Raw genomic sequence first — 20,976 nt, 5'->3', positions numbered from 1 at the left:
CCCGGACCGAACCACCCCGTCGAGGAGACCACCCCCATGACCGACATGCTCGTCCCCACCCACGCCACCGATGCCGACGACGACGAGATCAAGCTCGAATTCGAGGGCACGACCCCGTACGAGGACTACGTCCACGCATCGGTGCTGACGTCCCTTCAGCAGCCGCTCACCAACGCGCCCGAGGAGATGGCCTTCCTGGTCACCACCCAGGTGATGGAGCTGTGGTTCACGCTGATCGTCCACGAGTGGCGCACCGCACGCGACGCCTTACTCAAGGACGACTGCGACAGCGCCATGGACGCGCTGCGCCGCAGCCTCAACACCCTCAAGGCGCTCAACGACTCCTGGCGGCCGATAGCCGCGCTGACCCCGGTGCAGTTCAACGGCTTCCGCGAGGCCTTCGGGCAGGCCTCCGGCTTCCAGTCGGCGATGTACCGCCACGTGGAGTTCCTGCTCGGCGACAAGTCCCGCTCGATGGTGCAGCCCCACCGCGGCCACCCCCGGGTGTACGCCGAGCTGGAGCAGACCCTGGCCGAGCCCTCGCTCTACGACGAGGTGCTGCGCTTCCTGCACCGCCGCGGGCTGCCCGTCCCCGAGCACGTGCTCGACCGGGACGTCACCCAGGCGTACCAGCCCGACGAGGGCGTGGAGGAGGTCTGGCGGCAGATCTACGCCGGGTCGCGGCACGACCCGCTGGTGGCCCTGGGCGAGGCCCTCACCGACGTCGCCGAGCTGTTCCTGCGCTGGCGCAGCGACCATCTGCTGGCCGTGCGCCGCGCGATGGGCGCCAAGACCGGCAGCGGTGGCTCCCCGGGCGTGACGTGGCTGGAGAAGCGCGCCGCCCGTTCCGTGTTCCCCGAGATCTGGACGGCACGCAGCTATGTCTAGGACGTATTCCGAATTCGCGCTCGAGGAGGAGCGCCGGGTACTGGCCCTCAGGCCGGTCCTCGCGCCCGTCCACCGCAAGTACGGCGACCACCCGCACCAGGTGTACGACCTGTGGCCGGCCGAGAACGTCGCGGACCCGGACACCGCGCCGCTGGTCGTGCTGCTGCACGGCGGCTACTGGCGGTACGACCGCATGCACCTGACGCCCTTCGCCGCCTACCTGGCGAAGAACGGCTTCACCACGGTGCTGCCGGGGTTCCGCCGGTCGGGCGGGGCGGGCGGCTACCCCGAGACGTTCGACGACATCGCCCTGGCGGTGGACACCATCACCGACGGGCGGCCGTTCGTGCTGGCCGGGCACTGCTCCGGCGGCCACCTCGCGCTGTGGGCGGGCGCCCGCGGGCTGCTGCCGGAGGACTCGCCGTGGTACACGGCGGACAGCTTCCCCGCCGCGATCCTGGGCCTCGCCCCGCTCACCGACCTGGTGGGCACGATCCGCGACGGTCTCAGCGACGACGCCGGCCTCCAACTGCTGGGCGGCGCCGACCTGGTGGAGTCCCGGCTCCCGTTCGTGGACCCGGTCACCATGCTGCGCGAGGCGGGCACCACCGGGGTGCCGACCGTGGTGCTGCACGGCGAGGTGGACGAGGAGGTGCCGCTGCACCAGTTCGGCGACTACGTCGCCGTGCACCGGGACGCGGAGCTGGTCACCCTGCCCGGGACCGGCCACTACACCCTGATCGAGCCGGGCTCGGAGGCGAGCCGGTCGGTGATCGACGTCCTGGCGCGGCTGGCGCGGGAACACTGCGGCACGCAGGAGGAGTCGGCGTGACCGTGGCCGAACCCGCCCTCGAAGCCCTCGGCTCCCCCGGGGACCCGGCGGCCCTGGCGGCCCGCGCGGACTCGCTCGACGCCGCCGACCCGCTGGCCGGGCTCCGGGAGCGCTTCCTGCTCCCGGAGGGCGTCGTCTACCTGGACGGCAACTCGCTCGGGGCGCTGCCCGCCGCCGTGCCCCCGGCCATGACGGATGCCGTCCACCGGCAGTGGGGCACGGACCTGATCCGGTCCTGGAACGACAACGCCTGGTGGCAGGCCCCGCTGCGGATCGGGGACGCGATCGGCCGGCTGATCGGCGCGGCCCCGGGCCAGACCGTCGCCGGGGACTCCACCAGCGTCCAGCTGTTCAACGCCCTGGCGGCCGCCGCCCGGCTGCGCCCCGGCCGCCCGCTGCTGCTGACCGACCCGGCGCACTTCCCCACCGACCAGTACATCGCCGACTCGGTGGCCCGGCTGCTCGGCCTGGAGGTCCGCCGGGTGCCGGCCGCCGAACTGCCGCGGTTCCTCGCGGCGGAGGGCGACCGGGTCGCCGTCGCCGGGTACTCCCCCGTGGACTACCGGACCGGCGAGCTGCACGACGTGGCGGGCACGACCCGCGCCGTCCGGCAGGCGGGCGCGCTGATGCTCTGGGACCTGTGCCACGCGGCCGGCGCACTCCCCCTCCGGCTGGACGAGCTGGGCGTCGACCTGGCCGTGGGCTGCGGCTACAAGTACCTGTCCGGCGGCCCCGGCGCCCCGGCCTTCCTCTATGTCGCCGAGCGCCACCAGGCCGCCTTCGACCACCCGATCACCGGCTGGAACGGGCACGCCGACCCCTTCGGCCTCGGCGGCGGCTACGCCCCGGCCGGGGGCGTCGGCCGGGCCCGGATCGGCACCCCGCCGATCCTGTCCATGCTGGCCCTGGAGGCCGCCCTCACCGCCTTCGACGGTGTCGACATGGACCGGGTGCGGGCCAAGAGCCTGTCCCTGACCGGCTTCTTCATGGACTGCGCGGACACCCTGCTGGACGGGCTCGGCTTCGCCACGGTCACCCCGCGCGAGGCGGACCGCCGCGGCAGCCAGGTCGTCCTGCGGCACCCCGACGCGTACGCGCTCGTCCAGGCGCTCACCGCGCGCGGCGTCATCGGCGACATGCGCGCCCCGGACATGCTGCGCTTCGGTGTCAACGCGCTCTACGTCTCGCACCGGGACGTGCTCACCGCGGTGCAACACCTGCGCGAGGTCGTCACCACCGGCGAGCATCGCCAGGAGCGCTTCCGCCGCCGCACCACGGTCACCTGACGTCCGTTCGCGGCACAGGAGCCAGAACGCCCGCTGCCCCGGGGATTTCTCCCCGGGGCAGCGGGCGTTCAACGCATCCGGGCCGGATCAGGCGAGGGTCGCGAGGGCCTCGTTGAAGGTCGCGGACGGGCGCATCACGGCCGCGGTCTTCGCCGGGTCGGGCTGGTAGTAGCCGCCGAGGTCGGCCGGCTTGCCCTGGACGGCGAGCAGCTCGTCGACGATCTTCTGCTCGTTGGCGGTCAGCGCCTCGGCGAGCGGGGCGAAGGCCTTGGCCAGGTCGGCGTCAGCGGTCTGCTCGGCCAGCTCCTGCGCCCAGTACATGGCGAGGTAGAAGTGGCTGCCGCGGTTGTCGATGCCGCCGACGCGGCGGGTCGGGGACTTGTCCTCGTTGAGGAAGGTCGCCGTGGCGCGGTCGAGGGCGTCGGCGAGGACCTGGGCGCGGGCGTTGCCCGTGCTCTTCGCGTACTGCTCCAGGGCCGGGACCAGCGCGAAGAACTCGCCGAGCGAGTCCCAGCGCAGGTAGTTCTCCTTGACCAGCTGCTGGACGTGCTTCGGGGCGGAGCCGCCGGCGCCCGTCTCGAAGAGGCCGCCGCCCGCCATCAGCGGGACGACCGACAGCATCTTGGCGCTGGTGCCCAGCTCCAGGATCGGGAACAGGTCGGTGAGGTAGTCGCGCAGCACGTTGCCGGTGACGGAGATGGTGTTCTCGCCGCGGCGGATGCGCTCGACGGAGAGCTTGGTCGCCTCGACCGGGGCGAGGATGCGGATGTCCAGGCCCTCGGTGTCGTGCTCCGGCAGGTACTGCTTGACCTTGGCGATGAGCTGGGCGTCGTGGGCGCGGTTCTCGTCGAGCCAGAACACCGCCGGGTCGCCGGTGGCGCGGGCGCGGGTGACGGCCAGCTTGACCCAGTCGCGGATGGGCGCGTCCTTGGCCTGGCAGGCGCGGAAGATGTCGCCGGCGGCCACGGCCTGCTCCAGGACGACCTCGCCCTTCGTGTCGACCAGGCGGACGGTGCCCGCGGCCGGGATCTCGAAGGTCTTGTCGTGGCTGCCGTACTCCTCGGCCTTCTGCGCCATGAGGCCGACGTTGGGGACGGTGCCCATGGTGGCCGGGTCGAAGGCGCCGTGGGCGCGGCAGTCCTCGATGACGGCCTGGTAGACGCCGGAGTAGCTGCTGTCCGGGAGGACGGCGAGGGTGTCGGCCTCCTGGCCGTCCGGGCCCCACATGTGGCCGGAGGTGCGGATCATGGCCGGCATGGAGGCGTCGACGATGACGTCGCTGGGGACGTGCAGGTTGGTGATGCCGCGGTCGGAGTCGACCATGGCGAGGGCCGGGCCCTCGGCGATCTCGGCCTCGAAGGACGCCTTGATCTCCTCGCCCTCGGGCAGGGTCTCCAGGCCGTTGAGGATGGCGCCGAGGCCGTCGTTCGGGGACAGGCCGGCGGCGGCCAGCTGCTCGCCGTACGCCTCGAAGGTCTTCGGGAAGAAGGCGCGGACCACGTGGCCGAAGACGATCGGGTCGGAGACCTTCATCATCGTGGCCTTGAGGTGCACGGAGAACAGCACGCCCTCGGCCTTGGCGCGGGCGACCTGGGCCGTGAGGAACTCGCGCAGCGCGGCCACGCGCATGACGGAGGCGTCGACGACCTCGCCCGCGAGGACGGGGACGGACTCGCGCAGGACGGTGGTGGTGCCGTCCTCGGCGACGTGCTCGATGCGCAGCGCGCCGTCCTCGGCGATGACCGTGGACTTCTCGGTGGAACGGAAGTCGTCGGCGTCCATGGTGGCGACGTTCGTCTTGGAGTCGGCCGTCCAGGCGCCCATGCGGTGCGGGTGCGTCTTGGCGTAGTTCTTGACCGAGGCGGGGGCGCGGCGGTCGGAGTTGCCCTCGCGCAGGACGGGGTTGACCGCGCTGCCCTTGATCTTGTCGTAGCGGGCGCGGATCTCGCGCTCCTCGTCGGTCTTCGGGTCGTCCGGGTAGTCCGGGAGGGCGTAGCCCTGCTGCTGCAGCTCGGCGACGGCGGCCTTGAGCTGCGGGATGGAGGCCGAGACGTTCGGCAGCTTGATGATGTTCGCGCCGGGCGTCTTGGCCAGCTCGCCCAGCTCGGCGAGGGCGTCGGCGACGCGCTGGCCCTCCTCGAGGTACTCGGGGAAGTGGGCAAGGATGCGTCCGGCCAGCGAGATGTCGCGGGTCTCCACAGTGACCCCGGCCGCACCGGCGTAGGCCTGGACGACGGGCAGGAACGAGTACGTCGCCAGGGCCGGCGCCTCGTCGGTGTGCGTATAGATGATGGTCGAGTCAGTCACCGGGTGCTCCGCTCCACGTCTGTAACATTGCTCGACATCAAGATATCTCGTGGGCGGGCCCCTCTCGACAGGGGCCCGCCACCGTCGGCGTCAGGAAGCGGGGACCCCGGCGGGCTCGGGCTCGCGGGGCCCGGGCACGGCGCCCGCGGCGTCGTCGAGCACCGGGTCGGGGCCCGGCAGCCCGGCGCGGTGGGCCAGGACGCCGGCCCGTACCGCCCAGAAGTAGAAGGCCAGGGACGACACGCCGACCAGTGCGGTGTCGAGGCCGCCCGGGATCACGCCGTGGCCGCCGAACTCGGCGCTGCCGAGCGAGGACAGCAGGGCCAGCCAGATCAGGAAGGCGGCCATCCACCAGGCGGGCGCGAACTGGCGGCGCAGGCTCGCCTCGCCCCGGCGGCGCAGCACGACCGCGGCGATCGGGACGGAGATCAGGGTGAGCAGCGCCACCTTGCCGGTGTTGGGCCACTTCGACCAGTACAGGGCGCATGCCGCGAACGCGAAGGTGACCGGGCAGAGCACCCCGGCGGCGGGCAGCCGGAACGGCCGCGGCAGGCCGGGCTTGGTCTTCCGGAAGACGCCGACGGCGATCGGGCCCATCAGGTAGGAGACGACCATCGCGGCGGAGACGACGCTCGCCAGGGCCTCCCAGCTGTGGCCGACGGTGAGCAGCAGGAGCACGGAGAAGCCCAGGTTGAGCCACATGGCGGGGCGGGCGACGCCGTAGCGGGGGTGCACCTCGGCGATCTTCTTGGGGAAGAAGCCGGTGTCGGCGAGGTTCTGGGCCAGGTACGCGGCCGAGGCGACGTTGCCGATGTTGGCACCGTTCGGCGAGATGAAGGCGCCGAACTGGAGCATGGTGACGACCCAGTGCAGCATCAGCAGCTTGGCGAGGTCCGCGAAGGGCGACGCGAAGTCGATGCCGCTCCACCCGCCGGCCTCGGCGAGCCGCTCGGGCGGCACGGAGCCGAGGAAGGCGACTTGGAGGGCCAGGTAGATGACCAGGCCGAGGGAGAGCGCGCCGACGAGGGCGAGCGGGATGGCGCGGCCGGGGTTCTTCGCGGCGCCGCCGAGGTTGACGACGGCCTGGAAGCCGTTGAAGGCGAAGACGACGCCCGAGGCGGTCACGGCGGTGAGCACGGCGGACCAGCCGTTGGGGGCGAAGCCGCCGTGGTGGGTGAAGTTGCCGGTGTGGAAGCCGGAGGCGATGAGCGCGCCGACCGCGATGACGGGGATGGCGAACTTGACCAGGGTCAGCAGGTTGTTGGCCCGCGCCAGCAGCGTCACCGACCAGTAGCAGGCCAGCCAGAGGGCGAAGGTGAGGAAGAGCGCCGTGGCCATGCCAGTGCCGCTGAGGCTGCCGCCGGAGACCAGTCCCCGGGCCCAGCCGACGTTCCAGGACGCCATGTACTGGGTGCCGGCGATGGCCTCGATCGGGATCAGCGAGGCGGTCGCGATCCACACCGCCCAGCCGGTCATGAAGCCCAGGACCGGGCCGTGCGAGATCGAGCCGAACCGGGCCATGGCGCCCGGCAGCGGATAGGCGGCGCCCACTTCCGCGTACGACATGGCGATCATGCCGATGAAGACGGCGCCGATCACCCAGGCGACCAGGGCGGCGGGTCCGGCCACCTGTGCGGCCTGTCCGGCCCCGAAGAGCCAGCCGGAGCCGAAGATGGACCCGAGGCCGATCATGATCAGGGCAAAGAGGCTCAGGCCTTTGCGAGGGGCCGCGCCCATATCCACGACGTGCTGTTCCGTTCTGCCTGGAGGAAATGACTGGAGCCGCCTCTGCGCACCCATCGGCTCACGCCGACTGGGGACGCAGTTGCCAGGCTGAACGGGAAGCGGCCGCCCGCGCCGAGGACGCAGGAACGACGCCGGACATACTACGCCAACCAGCGGAAACGCCTCCAGCCGGGGCAGTGCGGGCGGGCGGCGCCGCGCCGGCCGCCGGGGGCACGCCCCGGCGGCCGGTGCCGGTGGGTCAGCTCCCGGCCAGTGCCTCGCCTAGGGCGGCGGACAGCTCCCGCAGCTGACGGTCCCGCATCACGCTGTAGTGGTCACCGGGTACGTCGACGACCTTCGCGTCCCCGGTGAACAGCTCCAGCCACTGCCCGGCCGTCTCCTCGGTGGCGCCGCCGTCGGCGGCCCGGAAGAAGCGCACCGGCCCGGCGTACGGCCGCGGCTCGTGGCCCAGCAGCGCCCGGCAGTTCCGCGTGAAGCGGCCGATGATCTGCCGGAGGGTGCCGATGCCGATGTCCGACGGGAGCACCGAGGCGCGGCGCAGCTCCTCGTGGAGCACCTCCAGCGGAGGACGGCCCGTCCCGGTCAGCGCCTCGGCCGTCAGTTCCCAGCGTTTCCCGGACAGTCCGGCCAGGTCCCCGGCGAACCAGGTGAGCAGGGAGGCCTCGTCGGTGGGCCGGCCGGCGTCGGGCCCCGGGGGCTCGAACAGGTCGACGACCGCGACCAGTTCCACCGCATGGCCCGCGCCGGTGAGCTGCTGGGCCATCTCCAGCGCGATCACCCCGCCCATGGACCAGCCGCCGAGCCGGTAGGGGCCCTGCGGGAGGGCGGCGGTGAGCGCCTCGGCGTAGTGCGCCGCCAGCTGCGGGACGGTGTCCAGGGGAGTGTCGGTGTCCGGCACCTGGAGGGCGTAGAACGGCTGGTCCTCGCCCAGCAGTCCGGCCAGCTCGGCGTAGCAGAGCACGTCCCCGCCCACCGGGTGGACGAACACCAGCGGGGTGCGGGTGCCCTCGGTGCGCACCGGCACCAGGGCCGCGCGCCCGGTCGCCGCCCCGCTGCCCGCCTCGCGCAGCTTCCCGGCGAGCAGCTCGATGGTGGGGCAGAGGAAGAGCGTGGACACCGGCAGGGCACAACCGGTGCGGCTCTGGATCCGCGCCATCAGCCGCACCGCGAGCAGGGAGTCGCCGCCCAGGTCGAAGAAGCCGTCGGTGACCCCGAATTCCCGGTCGCCGAAGTACTCCGCCCAGATCTCCGCCAGCTCCGCCTCTGTCTCGTCCCGGGGCGCGACGACCGTCCCGCCGCCGCCCGCGGGCGCGTCGGGGGCGGGCAGCGCGGCCCGGTCGACCTTGCCGTTGGAGCTGAGCGGCAGTGCGTCCAGGACGACGATGCGGGAGGGCACCAGGTACTCGGGCAGGAGCGAGCGCAGCGCGGCCCGCAGCTGGTCCTCGGTGTCGGTCCGGCCGGGCTCGAGGACCACGTACGCCGCCAGGCGCCGCGAGGTCTGCCGCTCGCCGAGGGCGACGGCCACGGCCGCGCGGACGCCCGGGAGGTTCAGCAGGCCCGTCTCCACCTCGCCCAGCTCGATGCGGTAGCCCTGGATCTTCACCTGGGAGTCCTCACGGCCCAGGAACTCGATGTCGCCGCCGGGCAGACAGCGGCCCAGGTCGCCCGTGCGGTACAGGCGCTCCCCGGTGACGGGGTGCCGGAAGAACGCGGCCCGGGTCTTGACGGGATCGTTGAGATAGCCGCGCGCGAGCCCGATGCCGGCGATGTACAGGTCGCCGGGCACCCAGGCGGGACAGGGCCGCAGCGCCTCGTCCAGCACGTGGAACCGCTGGTTGCGCATGGGTGTGCCGTACGGGATGCTCGGCCACTGCGGATCGACCTGGCCGATCGGGTAGCGGATGGACCAGATGGACGCCTCGGTCGCGCCGCCCAGGCTCCACAGCGCCGCGTCGGGGGCCGCCTGCCGGATGGCGTCCGGCAGCGTCACCGGAATCCAGTCGCCGCTCATCATCACCACGCGCAGTGGCAGCCCGGCGGTCTCCTCCCGGGCCAGGACGTACTCGGTGAACATCTGCATCAGTGCCGGGACGCTGTTCCAGACGGTGACCCGGTGCCGGGTGATCAGCTCCGCCCAGCGGCCGGGCTCGCGGTGCGCCGACGGCTCCGGCAGCACGAGCGCACCGCCGGCCGTCAGGATGCCGAAGACGTCGTACACCGACAGGTCGAAGTTGAGCGCGGACAGCCCGAGCACCCGGTCGTCCTCGGTGATGCCGAACCGCTCGTTGACGTCCTCGATGGTGTTGACGGCCCCGGTGTGCTCGATCATCACCCCCTTGGGGACGCCGGTGGAGCCGGAGGTGAAGATGACGTAGGCCAGGTCGTCCGGCGCGGCGCCCGCCGGGGGCAGCGGCTCCGTGCTCTCCGGGAGGGCGTCGCAGTCGTCGACGCACAGCCGGACCGTCCCCTCCGGCCAGTCGGTCCGCTCCTCGACCGGGGACTGGGTCAGCACGGCCTCGATCCCGGAGGTCTCCAGCAGCAGCCGCAGCCGCTCGGCCGGCACGCCCGCGTCGATCGGCACGTACGCGGCGCCCGACTTGAGGATCGCCAGCGCGGCGGCGACCTGCTCCCAGCCCTTCTCCATGACGATCGCCACCAGGTCGCCGCGGCGCACTCCCAGGCTGCGCAGCCGGCGGTCCAGGCGGTTGGTCATGCCGTCCAGCTCGCCGTAGGTGAGCGTCCGCCCGGGGGCGACGACCGCCGGCGCCCCGGGGCGGTCCGCCGCCCGGGCGAGGAAGCCCTCGTGCAGCAGGGCGGCGGGGACCGGCCCGGCCGTGGAGTTGACGGCGCTGCGCCGCTCCAGCTGGGCGGTGGGCGCCAGGGCCCGGCCCGGGCGGCGCCAGGCGGCGTCGTCCTCGCAGAGTTCGCGCACCATGTCCACGTAGGCGTCGAACATGGCGTCGACCATGCCGTCCGGGAACAGCTCCTCCACCACGTCCCAGTTCAGCGTCAGCTCGCCGGCCTCCTCGACGGCCTGGTGGTCGAGCCAGACCTGCGGGGTCCGCACCGAGCTGCGCACCTCGCGGCCCGAGTCGCCGAGCCGGGCCAGCTGGGTCGCCAGTCCCCCGGCCGCCGCGCCCTCCCGGTCGGACTTGACCGTGCTGGCGAAGACGACCGGCATGCTCGCCCGGCCGGCGCCGCCGCGGGCGCGGTTCAGCTCGCGGAGGATGCGCACCCCGCTGACGTGGCCGTGTTCCAGGTCCTGCCAGAGCTGGTGCTGGATCCGCTCCGCGTTGCGGGCGAAGTCCTCGGTCGCCTCGGAGCGCACCTCCAGCAGCGTGGTGGCACTGAAGTTGCCCAGGATCCGGCTGACGTCCGGGTGCAGCGGCAGCCGGTTGAACACCAGGAGGTTCAGCGTGAAGTGCGGGGACTTGCTCCAGGCGGCCAGCACCTGGGCGTAGGCGGTGCACAGCGCCGCCGACGGGGTGACCCCGGCGGCCGCCGCGTGGTCCTTGAAGCGCGCCCAGAGGTCCGCGCCGATCCGGGCGGAGCGGTGGACGAACTCAGGGCGCTTGACCATGGCCGGGTTCTTGGCCAGGGGCAGCTCGGGGGCCGGGGGCAGGACCGCGATGCGCTCGCGCCAGTAGGCCAGCGACTCCTCGTGGAGCGGGCCGTCCTCCAGCGTGCGCGCGGCCAGCACGTAGTCCCGGTAGGTGACCGGCAGGTCCGGCTGCTCCGGTGCCTCGTGGTAGGCGTCGGCCCACTCGCGCAGCAGCAGGGCGAAGCTCCAGCCGTCGATGACGAGGGCGTCGAAGCCCACGTGCAGGCGGCTGGTGCGCTCGTCGATCCGGCTCACGCGGACGTCGAACAGCGGCCAGACCTCGGGGTCGTGGTCCTGCCCGCGCAGCTCGTCGTGGACCGCGTCCAGCCGCCCGGTGCGTTCGTCGCCGGTGCAGCCGGTGAGGTCCTGCACCTCGATCTCGTACGGCGGCACCTGGGGCAGCACCCGCTGGGTGCCGTCCCGGCCGATGACCGCGCGCAGCATGTCGTGACGGTCGATCAGCCGCCGCAGGGCGGTGGCCAGCCGCTCGGTGTCGAGGCCGGTGACGTCCACTTCGGTGAAGAAGTACGTGGAGACGTTGCCGAGTTCGAAGGCGTCGGTGCGGCCGACGAGGTACGCCTGCTGGAGGTCGGTGAGCGGGAACGGCTCGTGCCGGGCGGCCGGGTCCGGGACGAGGGCGGGCAGGCCCGGGAGTCCTGCGGGCTCCGCCGCGTCCGCACCGTCCCCGGCCGCCGGGGTGGCGTCCGGTTCCGTTGCCGGGCCGGATGCGTCCTGTGCGTCGAGCAGGGCGAGGGCCGCCTCGGCCAGCGAGGCGACGCCGTGGCCCTCCAGGAAGGCGACCAGTGGCAGGGTGACGCCCAGCCGCCTGCGCACGGCCTCCCGGATGTCCATGGCGATCAGCGAGTCCATGCCGAGGCCCTGGAGCGGCTCGTGCACGTCCAGTTCCGCGGCCCGCAGGCGCAGCGACCTGGCCGCGATCCGTGTCAGCAGCGCGGTGACCTGCTCGGCCCGGGCGGCGGGGTCGGACGCCTCGATCCGCTCCGGCCCTGCGGCACTGCCGGGCGCGGGCAGCGGGGCCGGCGGCTCCTCTGCCGTGCCGGCCGGAAGCCGGTCCAGCCGGATGCCCGCGGACTGCGCCACCGGCCGCCCGGCCGCGTCCACGATGCGCACCTGGGCCACGAGCCCGGCCGCATCGAGGCCGGCCGGGGCGGAGCCGCGCCGGGCCTGGAGCCAGTACCGCTCGCGCCCGAACGGATAGGTGGGCGCCGGGACATGCCGACCGGCCGGGTCGCCGGCGAAGGCGGCCCAGTCGACGGCGGCGCCCCGGGCGTAGAGCGCGCCGAGGCTGTCCAGCAGCACCCGCCAGTCGTCCCGGCCCGGGCGCAGCGAGGGCAGGAAGACCTCCTGCGGCCCTTCGCCGGAGCCCGTGCCCGGGGCGAAGCGCCGGGCCATGCCGAGCAGGACCGGGGCCGGGCCCACCTCCAGGAAGGTGGTGTGGCCCTGTGCGTAGAGGGTGTTCATGCCGGCCAGGAAGTCCACCGGCTGCCGCACGTGCTCGCGCAGGTATCCGGCCGAGAAGGCGCCCTCGCCGGTCAGGAACGCTCCGGTGACGTTGGAGACCAGGGGGATGCGCGGTGCCGCGTAGCCGATCCTGGCGGCCTCCTTCTCGAAGGCGTCCAGCATCGGTTCCATCAGCGGCGAGTGGAAGGCGCGGTTGGCGGCGACCGGCTTGGTGCGGACGCCCTGTGCGGCGAGGTCCGCCAGCAGCCGGTCGAGGGCGGTGCCCTCACCCGAGACGACCACGCTCTCCGGGCCGTTGACGGCCGCGAGAGCGAGCCGGTCGCCGTACGGGGCCAGGGCCTCGGCGACGCGTTCGGCCGGGGCGTGCACGGCGGCCATCGCGCCCGGGGGGCACAGGTCCTGCATCAGCCGGCCGCGCAGGGCGGCCAGGCGCAGGCCGTCCTCGACGTCCAGCACGCCCGCGACGCAGGCGGCGGCCAGCTCGCCGACGCTGTGCCCGATGACGGCGGCCGGTTCGACGCCCCAGGAGCGCCACAGCTCGGCCAGCGCGTACTCGACGGCGAACAGGGCGGGTTGGGTGAAGCGGGTCTCGTGGAGGAGGTCCGCGTCCTCGGGCGCCGGGTCCAGCACGCTGCGCAGGGAGCGCACGAGCAGCGGGCGCAGCACCTCGTCGCACCGGTCGAGGGTGCGGCGGAAGACCGGCTCAGTGGCGTGGAGGGTCCGTGCCATCCCGGCGTACTGCGCGCCCTGGCCGGTGAAGAGGAACACCGGTCCGCGGTCCGCGTCCTGCCGGGCCGTGCGGTCGGCGTGGCCGCGGTGCACGCCCGCGGGCGGCTCCTCGCCGTCTCCGGCCGCCAGTTCGGCGAGCTGCTCCCGGAGTTCCCCGGCCGAGCCGCCGACGATCGCCAGGCGGTGCGCGAAGTGGGCGCGCCCGGCGCCCGCGGTCCGGCAGAGGGCGGCCAGGCGGCCGTCCTCGTCCTCGCCACCGTTCTCACCGCCGTTCTCGCCGAGCAGCCCGTGGTAGTGCTCGGCCAGGGCCGACAGGGCGGCCGGGGTCTTCGCGGAGAGGGTCAGCAGGTGGGCGGTGCGCTCCGGCTCCGGGGTCTCGGGCCGGTCGACTGCCGGGCCCTGCTGGAGGATCACATGGGCGTTGGTGCCGCTGATGCCGAACGAGGAGACGGCGGCCGTGCGCGGGCGGCCGGTGTCCGGCCAGTCGGTGGCCTCGGTGACCAGCCGGACCGCGCCGGCCGACCAGTCGACGTGGGTGGAGGGCCGGTCGGCGTGGAGCGTCGCGGGGACGACGCCCCTGCGCACCGCCTGCACCATCTTGATGACTCCGCCCACGCCCGCGGCGGCCTGGGTGTGGCCCAGGTTCGACTTGAGCGAGCCCAGCAGCAGCGGCCGGTCCGCCGGCCGCCCCTGCCCGTAGGTGGCCAGCAGGGCCTGGGCCTCGATCGGGTCGCCCAGCGGGGTGCCGGTGCCGTGTCCTTCGACCACGTCGACGTCGGCGGCGCCCAGCCCGGCGTCGGCCAGCGCCTGCCGGATCACCCGCTGCTGCGAGGGCCCGTTGGGGGCGGTGAGGCCGTTGCTGGCGCCGTCCTGGTTGACGGCGCTGCCGCGGACCACGGCGAGCACCGGGTGGCCCAGGCGCACCGCGTCCGCCAGCCGCTCCAGCACCACGAGGCCCACGCCCTCGGCGAATCCGGTGCCGTTCGCTCCGTCGGCGAACGCCCGGCAGCGGCCGTCCGGGGACAGCCCGCGCTGCCGGGAGAACTCGGTGAACGGCGCCGGGGTGGCCATCACCGTGGCCCCGCCCGCGAGCGCCAGCGAGCTCTCGCCGCTGCGCAGCGAGCGCACCGCCAGGTGCAGCGCCACCAGGGACGAGGAGCAGGCCGTGTCCAGGGTGACGGCCGGGCCCTCGAGGCCCAGCGTGTAGGAGATGCGGCCGGAGGCCACGGCGCCGGAGGAGCCGGTGCCCAGGAAGCCCTCGACGTCCGGCGGTGCGGCTTCCGCGGCCGCCTGGTAGTCGTGGTAGATCACGCCGGTGAACACCCCGGTCCGGCTGCCGCGCAGCGAGTCCGGTGCGATCCCGGCGTCCTCCAGCGCCTCCCAGGAGGTCTCCAGCAGCAGCCGGTGCTGGGGGTCCATCGCCAGGGCCTCGCGGGGCGAGATGCCGAAGAACGCCGGGTCGAAGTCGGCCGCGTCGTAGAGGAATCCGCCGTGCCGTGCACTGCTGGTGCCCGGCCGGCTCAGCTCCGGGTCGTGGATGTCCTCGGGCCAGCCGCGGTCCGCCGGGAACGGGCCGATGGCGTCCGTGCCCGAGCCGACCAGCCGCCACAGGTCCTCGGGGGTCCGTACGCCGCCGGGGTAGCGGCAGGCCATGCCGACGATCGCGACGGCGTCGTCGTCCGCCGTGGCCGGGGCCCCGGCTGCCGTTGAGGAACCGGCCGCGGGCTCCGATCGGGGATCGGGCTCGCCCAGCAGCTCGGAGAGCAGCAGCGCGGTGACGGCCTCGGGGGTGGGGTGGTCGAAGACCAGGGTCGAGGGCAGCCGGAGTCCGGTCGCCTTGTTGAGCCGGTTGCGCAGTTCGACCGCGGTCAGGGAGTCGAAGCCCAGGTCCTTGAAGGTGCGGGCGTCGCGCAGCGCTTCGGTGGAGGGGTGGTTGAGCACGGCCGCCGCCTCGGTCAGCACCAGCTCCCGCAGTCGGTCCGCCCGTTCGGCCCCGGGCAGGGCCCGCAGCCGGTCGGTCAGGGAGCCGGCGGAGGCGGCGGCCTGTGCGCCGCGGCGGGCGGGCAGCCGGACCAGTCCGCGCAGTACGGGCGGGAGTCCGTCCCTGCCCGCCCGGGCGCGGAGGGCGGCCGGGGACAGCCGGAGCGGGACCAGGACGGCGTGCCCGGCGCCGGAGGCCAGGCAGGCGTCGAACAGGGCCAGGCCCTCCTCGGGCGCGAGCGGGGTGATGCCGTCGCGGGCCAGCCGCCGGATGTCCTGCTCGGTCAGCGCGCCGGTCATGCCGCCGTCCTGGGCCCACAGGCCCCAGGCCAGGGAGAGGCCGGGCAGGCCGTGGGCGCGGCGGTGCTCGGCGAGGGCGTCCAGGAAGCCGTTGGCCGCCCCGTAGCCGGCCTGTCCGGCGGCGCCCAGCGCGCAGGCCGCCGAGGAGTACAGCACGAACAGGGACAGGTCCAGTCCGGCGGTGAGTTCGTGCAGGTTCCAGGCGGCGTCCATCTTGGGGGCGAGCACTGCTTCGAGGTCGCCGGGGGTGAGCGTGGCGATGACCGAGTCGCGGAGCACGCCCGCGGTGTGGACGACGCCCGTCAGGGGGTGCTCGGCGGGCACCGAGGCCAGCAGGGCGGCGAGGGCGTCCCGGTCGGCGGCGTCGCAGCGCTCGATGCGCACGGTGGCGCCCAGCGCGGCCAGTTCCTCGCGCAGTTCGTCCGCGCCGGGTGCGTCCGGGCCGCGGCGGCTGGTGAGGATGAGGTGCCGGACGCCGTATGCGGCCACCAGGTGCCGGGCGGTCAGCGCGCCCAGCGAGCCGGTGCCGCCCGTGACGAGGACCGTGCCGTCGGGGTCCGGGGGCACGGGGAGGGTGAGCACGACCTTGCCGGTGTGGCGGGCGCGGCTCATGAAGCGGAAGGCCTCCGGGGCCTGCCGGGCGTCCCAGGTACTGACGGGCAGCGGGCGCAGCACGCCGCGCTCGGCGAGCCCGGTCAGCTCGGCGAGGATCTCCCCGATCCGGTCCGGCTCCGCGTCGAAGATGTCGAACGCGCAGTAGGCGACGCCGGGGTGGGCGGCCGCGACCTCGGCGGCGTCGCGGATGTCGCTCTTGCCCATCTCGACGAACCGGCCGCCCGGTGCCGTGAGGCGCAGCGAGGCGTCGACGAACTCCCGGGCCAGCGAGTCGAGGACCACGTCGACGCCGCGGCCCCCGGTGGCGGTCCGGAACTGCTCCTCGAAGTCCAGGGTCCGGGACGAGGCGATGCGTGTGCCGTCCAGGCCGAACGGGCGCAGGGCGGGCCACTTGCCCGGGCTCGCGGTGCCGTACACCTCGGCGCCCAGGTGGCGGGCCAGCTGCACCGCGGCCATGCCCACCCCGCCCGCGGCGGCGTGGACCAGCACCGACTCGCCGGGCCGCAGTGCGGCCAGGTCCACCAGCCCGTAGTAGGCCGTCAGATAGGCGATGGGGAAGGTCGCGGCCTCGGCGAAGGACCAGCCGTCCGGGAGCGGCGTGACCATGCGCCGGTCGGCCACCCCGAGCGGGCCGAAGCCCCCGGTGAGGAAGCCCATCACCCGGTCGCCGGGGCGCAGGTCGGTCACCTCGGCGCCGACCTCGGTCACCACGCCCGCGGCCTCGCCGCCGAGCAGCGACGCGTCGCCGGGGCGCATGCCGAGCGCCAGCAGCACGTCGCGGAAGTTGAGCCCGGCGGCGCGCACCGCGACCCGCACCTCGCCGGGGGCCAGCGGGGCCTCCCCCGCGGGGCTCGGCACGATGCGGAAGCGGTCGAACGTGCCCGGCTCGGGGTTCTCCACCCGCCAGGAGGTCACGCCCGCGGGTACCGGCAGTCCGCCGGACGCGCCGCCGCGGACCATCCTGCGGGCCAGTAACTGCCCGCTGCGCACGGCCAGTTCCGGCTCATCGGAGCCGAGCGCGAGCGGCAGTGCGTCGTACGAGGCGTCCTCGCCGTCCAGGTCCAGCAGGACGAAGCGGTCCGGGTGCTCCGTCTGGGCGGCGCGCACCAGGCCGCGGACGGGGGCGTGGACCAGATCCCGGACGTCCTCGTGGGGCTCGGCCGCCACCGCGCGCCGGGTCACCAGGACCAGGCGGGAGGAGGCGAGGCGGTCCTCCGCGAGCCAGGCGCGCAGCAGGTCCAGGGCCCGTGCGGTGGCCTCACGGGCGGCGTCCGGCACCGGGCCGGCGGCCGGGGACAGCGGGACGAGCACCCGCTCGGGCACCGCTCCCCCGTCCTCGGCGGCCGCGAGCAGCCCGGCCAGGTCCGCGAACTCGCGGGCGCCGTCGGCCAGTCGCGGGTGCGGCCGGTCTCCGGGGCCGGTCAGGACGGCCCACGGCCGTCCGGCGGGCGCCTCCCCGGCCGCGGGCGCGGCGAGCGGGGTCCACTCCAGCCGGAACAGGGCGTCGCCCGCGCCGCCGCGCACGTCCGCGGGGCGGTCGGCGAGCGGTCGCAGCGTCAGCGAGCCGATCGAGGCGACCGGGGCCCCGGCGGCGTCCGCGACCTCGACGGAGACGGTGTCCTCCCCCGCCGGGGAGATCCGGACGCGCAGCATCGAGGCGCCCGTCGCGTGCAGGGCCACCTCGCTCCAGGCGAAGGGCAGCCGGGGCCGCCCGCCGCCGGACGTCAGGCCGTCGAGCAGGACGGTGTGCAGGGCGGCGTCGAGCAGTGCCGGGTGGATGCCGAAGCGGCGGGCCTCCTCCTCGCGGGCGGGGTCCAGTGCGACCTCCGCGAAGAGTTCGTCCCCGGAGCGCCAGACCGCCCGCAGCCCCTGGAAGGCGGGCCCGTAGCCGTAACCGGCGTCCGCGGCCCGCGGGTAGAAGTCCGCCGGGTCCACCGGTTCCGCGCCCGCGGGCGGCCACATGGTCAAAGCCGTGCCGGCGTCGCGGGCTTGGCCGGTGGCCAGGGTTCCCGAAGCGTGCCGGATCCAGTCGGTCTCCGCGTCCTCGGGCCGGGAGTGGACGGCCACCGGCCGCCGCCCGGTGTCGTCGGCGGCCCCGACGACCACCTGGAGCAGGACGGCGCCGTCGCCGGGCAGCGCCAGCGGGGCCTCGACGACGAGGTCCTCGACCAGCTCGCAGCCCGCCTCGTCGCCCGCCCGGAGGGCGAGTTCGACGAAGGCCGTTCCCGGCAGCAGCGTGCGGCCCGCCACGGTGTGGTCGGCCAGCCAGGGGTGGGTGGCGAGCGACAGCCGGCCGGTGAGCAGCACCTGGTCGCCGTCGGCGGCCGACAGGGCGGCGCCGAGCAGCGGGTGGCCGGTGGCGCCGAGGCCCGCCGCCCGGACGTCCCCCGCCGCCGTGTCGGCGCCGTCCACCCAGTAGCGCTGCCGCTGGAACGCGTACGTGGGCAGCTCGACGGTGCGGGCGTCGTGGCCGCCGAGGACTGCGGGCCAGTCCACGGCGACGCCCCGGGTCCAGGCCTCGGCCAGCGAGGCGAGGAAGCGGTGCGGGCCGCCCTCGTCCCGGCGCAGCGTGCCCACGGCCAGGGCGGTCGCCTCGGCCGCGTCGATGCTCTCCTGCACCCCGACGGTGAGCACGGGGTGCGCGCTGACCTCGATGAACGCGCCGTGGCCGCGCTCCAGCAGGGCCTGGACGCCCTCCTCGAAGCGGACGGTCCGCCGCAGGTTCTCGTACCAGTAGGCGGCGTCCAGTTCGCCGCCCTCGACGGTCCTGCCGGTGACGGTGGAGACGAAGGGGACGGTGGCGGTGCGCGGGGTGATGCCGGAGAGGGCCTCCAGGACGGCGTCCCGGATGCTCTCCACCTGCGGGGAGTGGGAGGCGTAGTCCACGGGGACGCGGCGGGCCCGCACCCCGTCCGCCGCGCAGCCCGCGAGCAGCTCCTCCAGGGCCTCCGGATCGCCGGAGACCACCGTGGAGCGAGGCCCGTTGGCGGCCGCCAGCGACAGCCGGTCGCCCCAGGCCGCGATGCGTTCGCGCACCGCGCCGGCCGTGTCCGCGACGGACACCATGCCGCCCCCGCCGGCCAGGGCGAGCAGCGCCTTCGCGCGCAGTGCGGACACCTTCGCGGCGTCCTCGAGGGAGAGCGCGCCCGCGACACAGGCGGCGGCGATCTCGCCCTGGGAGTGGCCGATGACGGCGGCCGGGCGCACTCCGCAGGCCCGCCACAGCTCGGCCAGGGACACCATCACCGCCCACAGCGCAGGCTGGACCACGTCCACCCGGTCCAGCGGCGGTGCTCCCTCGGCCCCGCGCAGCACGTCGCGCAGCGACCAGTCCACATGGGGTGCGAGGGCCTGCGCGCAGTCGTCCAGGCGGGCGGCGAAGACCGGGGAGGCGTCGAGGAGTCCGACGGCCATGCCGGCCCACTGGCTGCCCTGGCCGGGGAAGACGAAGGCCGGCTTGCCCTCGGTGTCGGCGACGCCCTGGACGAGCCGGGCGTCGCTCCCGCCTGCCGCGAGTGCGTCCAGTGCGGCCGCGCCGTCCGCCGCCGGGCCCGGGCCGGCGTCCGGTACGACGACAGCGCGGTGTTCCCGGGCGGCGCGGGTGACGGCCAGCGACAGGCCGATGTCGGCGGGGCGCGGGGCCTCCGGCCGCCGTGCGAAGTCCGCCAGCCGGGCGGCCTGGGCGCGCAGCGCCTCCGCGCCGTTCCCCGACAGTGGCCAGGGAAGGGCGGCGGCCGCGTGCAGGGCGGCGGGCCGGCCGGCGGCCGCAGCGGGTGCCGCGGGGCCGGAAGCCGGCGCGTCCGCACCGGTGTCGGGCGCCTGTTCCAGGATCAGGTGGGCGTTGGTGCCGCTGATGCCGAAGGAGGAGACGGCGGCGCGGCGCAGCCGGTCCGTCCCGGGCCAGGGGGTCTGCTCGGTGAGCAGGCGCACCGCGCCGGAGGACCAGTCCACGTGCGGGGTGGGCTCGTCCACGTGGAGGGTGCGCGGGAGCACGCCGTGCCGGAGGGCCATCACCATCTTGACGACGCCCAGCACGCCGGCCGCGGCCTGGGCGTGGCCGATGTTGGACTTGAGCGAGCCGAGCCGCAGCGGCTCCCCGGCCGGGCGGCCCTGCCCGTACTCGGCGAGGAGCGCCTCGGCCTCGATGGGGTCGCCGAGGCGGGTGCCGGTGCCGTGGCCCTCGACGGCGTCCACCTCCGCGGCCGTCAGCCGGGCGTCGGCCAGGGCCTGGCGGATGACGCGCTGCTGGGACGGGCCGTTGGGCGCGGTGAGGCCGTTGCTGGCGCCGTCCTGGTTGACCGCCGAGCCGCGGATCACCGCCAGCACCCGGTGCCCGTTGCGCCGTGCGTCCGACAGCCGCTCCAGCAGCAGCACGCCGGCACCCTCGGCCCAGGCCGTGCCGTCCGCGCCGGCCGCGTACGCCTTGCAGCGGCCGTCGGGCGCCAGCCCGCCCTGCCGGGAGAACTCCACGAACATGCCGGGCCGGGCCATCACGGTGACGCCGCCGGCCAGGGCCAGCGAGCACTCGCCGCGCAGCAGCGCCCGTACGGCCAGGTCGATGGCGACCAGGGACGAGGAGCACGCGGTGTCCACGGTGACGGCCGGGCCCTCCAGGCCCAGGGTGTAGGCGATGCGGCCGGTGGCCACGCTGGAGGTGGTGCCGGTCAGCAGGTGGCCCTCGAAGCCCTGGGGCGCGTTGTCCAGCGGTCCGGCGTAGTCCTGCGCGATGACTCCGGCGAAGACCCCGGTGTCGCTGCCGCGCAGCGAGTCCGGGGCGATCCCGGCCCGTTCGACGGCCTCCCAGGCGGTCTCCAGCAGCAGGCGCTGCTGGGGGTCCATCACCGTCGCCTCGCGCGGTGAGATCCCGAAGAAGGCGGGGTCGAAGTCGGCGGCGTCGTAGAGGAATCCGCCGTTGCGGACGTAGCTCCTGCCCGGGGCCTCGGGGTCCGGGTCGTACAGCTCGGCGGGGTTCCAGCCGCGGTCCTCCGGGAGGGTGCCGACGGCGTCGGTACCCGAGGCGACCAGGTCCCACAGCTCTTCCGGGGAGTGGACGTCTCCCGGACATCGACAGCCCATGCCGACGATGGCGACGGGTTCGTGCCGCGCGTCGGTCCGCGCCTCCTCCAGCTCCTGGACGCGCTGCCGGGAGCGGTGGAGGTCGACGGTGAGCCGCTTGAGGAGATCAACCAGGTTTGCGTCGTTGCTCATTC

The 20,976-nt window shown here is 74.8% G+C and carries 6 protein-coding genes; 3 read left to right on the top strand and 3 right to left on the bottom strand.

The annotated features are described in order from the left end of the window. Positions 1–45 precede the first annotated feature (45 nt). The 3 genes from AC1Z4A_RS28120 to kynU are packed head-to-tail and all read left to right on the top strand — an operon-like array spanning position 46 to position 3,006. Positions 46–888 (top strand): tryptophan 2,3-dioxygenase, encoded by an 843-nt coding sequence (locus AC1Z4A_RS28120; RefSeq protein ID WP_483683757.1) that lies wholly within the window; start codon positions 46–48, stop codon positions 886–888. Beyond that, positions 881–1,720 carry an alpha/beta hydrolase family protein gene (locus AC1Z4A_RS28115; protein ID WP_483682664.1) on the top strand — a complete coding sequence of 280 codons (840 nt, stop codon included), beginning with the start codon at positions 881–883 and terminating at the stop codon, positions 1,718–1,720. The genes AC1Z4A_RS28120 and AC1Z4A_RS28115 overlap by 8 nt, the downstream gene beginning before the upstream one ends. Beyond that, complete coding sequence (gene kynU, locus AC1Z4A_RS28110) at positions 1,717–3,006, top strand: kynureninase (RefSeq protein ID WP_483682663.1); 1,290 nt, start codon at positions 1,717–1,719, stop codon at positions 3,004–3,006. Before AC1Z4A_RS28115 ends, kynU begins: the two co-directional genes overlap by 4 nt. Positions 3,007–3,093: 87 nt before the next feature. Here the strand turns inward: kynU and AC1Z4A_RS28105 are convergent, their stop codons facing one another. From AC1Z4A_RS28105 to AC1Z4A_RS28095, 3 genes are all read right to left on the bottom strand, one after another. Then, positions 3,094–5,313 (bottom strand): NADP-dependent isocitrate dehydrogenase, encoded by a 2,220-nt coding sequence (locus tag AC1Z4A_RS28105; RefSeq protein WP_483682662.1) that lies wholly within the window; start codon positions 5,311–5,313, stop codon positions 3,094–3,096. A gap of 90 nt (positions 5,314–5,403) precedes the next feature. Beyond that, positions 5,404–7,056, bottom strand: coding sequence for an APC family permease (locus tag AC1Z4A_RS28100; protein WP_483682661.1), 1,653 nt, complete (start codon positions 7,054–7,056; stop codon positions 5,404–5,406). A 241-nt stretch (positions 7,057–7,297) separates the two neighbouring features. Next, positions 7,298–20,974: an amino acid adenylation domain-containing protein gene (locus tag AC1Z4A_RS28095; RefSeq protein ID WP_483682660.1), complete on the bottom strand. Its 13,677-nt coding sequence runs from the start codon at positions 20,972–20,974 to the stop codon at positions 7,298–7,300. Positions 20,975–20,976 lie beyond the last annotated feature (2 nt).

The sequence above is a fragment of the Streptomyces sp. 17_S59 genome (genome assembly GCF_056930295.1).
The sequence above is the reverse complement of the archived record's forward strand: the minus strand, read 5'-3'. Positions and strand labels throughout refer to the sequence as shown.